This window comes from Endothiovibrio diazotrophicus, from assembly GCF_054657215.1.
This window is the reverse complement of sequence record NZ_BAAHXB010000219.1, coordinates 1-3,250: the sequence shown is the minus strand read 5'-3', so window position 1 is coordinate 3,250 and position 3,250 is coordinate 1. Positions and strand designations below refer to the sequence as shown.

The window sequence follows — 3,250 nt, the reverse complement described above, 5'->3', positions numbered from 1 at the left end:
AAAGCAGCAGAGAGAGGTCTGCGCGGAGGTGACAACCGCTGCGCAATGGAGACAATGGCGGTAGCCGAGAAACAGATGCGGCGCCGGCCATCAACTTGGCGGTTCATACCGACGCCGCACCTGCCAGATCGTGTGGAGTGCCTCACGATCCACCTGGAGTATCGCTCCGGGGCTCCCTAAAAATCCACCCTGTTTCATCGGCTTGGAGTGCCGATGAGGGGTTTGGCTCGTCTCTTTCGCTGTGCCGGCTGTGGCCGTCTGGTGGAGATCTGCTCCCACTGCGACCGTGGCCATCTCTACTGCAGTCGGCGCTGTTCACGCCATGCGCGGCGGCGCACGCTGCTCAGCGCCGGCAGGCGCTACCAGCAGAGCCGTCGCGGTCGTCTCGCCCATGCCGAGCGCCAGCGCCGCTACCGTGAGCGCAGGCAAAAAGTGACGCATCACGGTTCCCCGCCACCGGCCCCCGATGCTCCACTGGAACACGCGCCGGAGGAGCGGGTGACGCCGAGCTCTTTTCCGCCCCAGCCCCCCGAATTCGGGGATCGGGTCTGCCATTTTTGCGGCCGATCCGTCTCCCCGTTCGTTCGCCTCGGGTTTTTGGGGCGCGCCTCGCCCCCCTCCCGCGCTCGATCGTGGTCCCTTTGAATCCATCGTCTCGGGAGGAGGTTGGTCCTTGGCCATTTCCACGGAACTGCGCGCGCAAATCCTGCGCTACCATCATGTCGAGCACTGGCGGGTCGGCACCATCGCCCGTCAGCTCGGCGTTCATCACACCACCGTCGATCGGGTCCTGGCCGAGTCCGGCCTGCCCAAGGCCGAGCGGGCGACCCAGCCCTCGATGATCGACCCCTTTCGCCCCTTCGTCGCCGAGCAACTGGAGCGCTTCCCGACGCTCACCGCCAGTGCGCTGTATGGGATGGTGTGCGAGCGGGGCTATCCCGGCAGCGAGCACCATTTCCGCCATCAGGTCGCCCTGCTGCGCCCGCGCAAACCGGCCGAGGCCTACCTGCGCCTGCGCACCCTGCCGGGGGAGCAGGGGCAGGTCGACTGGGGACACTTCGGCTCGCTCACCATCGGTCGGGCGAAGCGTTCGCTGATGGCGTTCGTGATGGTGTTGAGCTACTCCCGGCGCATCTACCTGCGCTTCTTTCTCGATGCGCGCATGGAGAATTTCCTGCGGGGTCACCAGGGGGCCTTCGAGGCCTGGGATGGGCTGCCGCGGGTGTTGCTCTACGACAACCTCAAGAGCGCGGTGTTGGAGCGGCGCGGGGAGGCCATTCGCTTCCACCCAACGCTCCTGGAGTTCGCCGCCCACTACCGCTTCGAGCCGCGGCCGGTGGCGGTCGCTCGCGGCAACGAGAAGGGGCGTGTGGAGCGGGCCATCCGCTACATCCGCGAGAACTTCTTTGCCGCCCGCCCCTGGCGCGACCTGGAGGATCTCAATGCACAGGCCCGCTCCTGGTGTGAGGGCCCCAGTCTGCGACGTCCCTGCCCCGAGGATCGCTCGATCACCGTGCGCGAGGCGTTCGAGCAGGAACACCCTCAGTTGGTGGCCTTGCCCGAGAACCCGTTCCCCACCGACGAGCAGGTGGTGGTCTCCGTCGGCAAGACCCCCTACGTCCGTTTCGACCTCAACGACTACTCGGTACCCCACACCCACGTGCGCCGTTCATTGACCGTGCACGCCTCCCCCGGCGAGGTCCGCGTGCTCGATGGTGGTGAACTCCTCGCCCGTCACCCGCGCAGCTACGACAAAGGCGCTCAGATCGAGGACCCCGCCCATATCGAGGCGCTGGTCGAGCACAAGCGCGGCGCACGTCACCACCGCGGCCAGGATCGCCTCACCCACCGCGTTCCCAACGCCCACGAGCTACTGGTCCGCGCCGCCGAGAAGGGCGACAACCTCGGATCGATCACCGCCGCCCTGCTGCGCCTGCTCGACGAGTACGGCGCCGCCGAGTTGGAGGCGGCCATCGCCGATGCGCTCGGCCGTGGCGTGGCCCACCCCAACGCCGTGCGCCTCGCCCTGCAACGCCGCCGCGAGGCGCGCGATCAGCCCCCGCCCCTGGCGGTGGCGCTGCCGGAGGACCCACGCCTGCGCAATCTCACCGTACGGCCCCACGCGCTCGGTGACTACGACCGACTCCACGAGGACGACACCCCGGAGCCGGAAGAGACACCGACCGACACCCCCGACACCCCCGACACCGCTGAGGAGAGCACCGATGACCCGACCGACGAATGAAGCCCTGATCGAACGTGCCAAGGCGCTCAAGCTCTATGGCCTGATCGAGCACTGGGAGGAGCTGGGGGAGTCGCTCCCCCGGGTCGAGCAACTGCTGCAGTGGGAGGAGAGCGAGCGCGCCCGGCGCAGTCTCCAGCGTCGCCTGCGTACCGCCCGGATCGGGCGATTCAAGCCGATCAGCGATTTCGACTGGAAGTGGCCCGCACAGTGCGACCGGGCGGCGGTCGAGGAGTTGATGAGCCTCGCCTTTATCCAGGAGCCCGCCAACGCCGTACTGCTCGGCCCCAACGGGGTCGGCAAGACCACGCTGGCGCGCAACATCGCCCACCAGGCCTTGATGAACGGCCACACGGTGCTGTTCACCTCCGCCGCCTACATGCTCAATGAGCTGGCCGCCCAGGATGGCGACATCGCCCTGCGGCGCAAAATCAAACACTATGCCCAGCCGGAGCTGCTGGTGATCGACGAGGTCGGCTACCTCTCCTACGGCAACCGTCACGCCGATCTGCTGTTCGAGATCGTCAGCCGGCGCTACGAGACAAGGGCCACCCTGATCACCACCAATCGCCCCTTTGCCGAATGGAACGAGGTGTTTCCCAACGCCGCCTGCGTCGTCTCCCTGGTCGACCGACTGGTCCATCGCGCCGAGATCATCCCCATCGAGGGTGAATCCTATCGCCTCAAGGAGGCGCGAGAGCGGGCCACGGAACGCAAGCGGAGCCGGAAGAAGGGCGTCCGCCAACCGAAGGGGTCTACCGACGCGGCCGACGGAGATTTGCCCACATGAGCATTCTCAACCTCGACCACGTGACCGCCGATGAGGCGTTGGCCATCTACGATCTGCTCACCGAACTCCGGGAGCAGGTTTGGCGGACCTATCAGGCCCGTCTCGACGAACCGCTCGATCGCGGCGAACCGTTCATCTGCATCGGTAACCTCATCACCGCCCCGACCGACGACGACCCACCGTTCTGATCGACACAATATCCCATCGCCATTCCGGCG

At 66.9% G+C, this 3,250-nt stretch carries 3 protein-coding genes; all 3 read left to right on the top strand.

What is annotated here, in order from left to right:
- The first annotated feature begins 673 nt into the window (after window positions 1-673).
- The 3 genes from istA to ACYQ2W_RS25730 are packed head-to-tail and all read left to right on the top strand — an operon-like array spanning window position 674 to window position 3,220.
- Window positions 674-2,245 carry an IS21 family transposase gene (gene istA, locus ACYQ2W_RS25740; RefSeq protein ID WP_459873834.1) on the top strand — a complete coding sequence of 524 codons (1,572 nt, stop codon included), beginning with the start codon at window positions 674-676 and terminating at the stop codon, window positions 2,243-2,245.
- On the top strand, window positions 2,226-3,032 hold the full coding sequence (gene istB / locus ACYQ2W_RS25735; RefSeq protein WP_459873832.1) for an IS21-like element helper ATPase IstB: 807 nt from the start codon (window positions 2,226-2,228) through the stop codon (window positions 3,030-3,032). Before istA ends, istB begins: the two co-directional genes overlap by 20 nt.
- The gene (locus ACYQ2W_RS25730) at window positions 3,029-3,220 is read left to right on the top strand and encodes a hypothetical protein (protein WP_459873830.1); all 192 of its coding nucleotides are present in this window, start codon (window positions 3,029-3,031) and stop codon (window positions 3,218-3,220) included. Before istB ends, ACYQ2W_RS25730 begins: the two co-directional genes overlap by 4 nt.
- Window positions 3,221-3,250 lie beyond the last annotated feature (30 nt).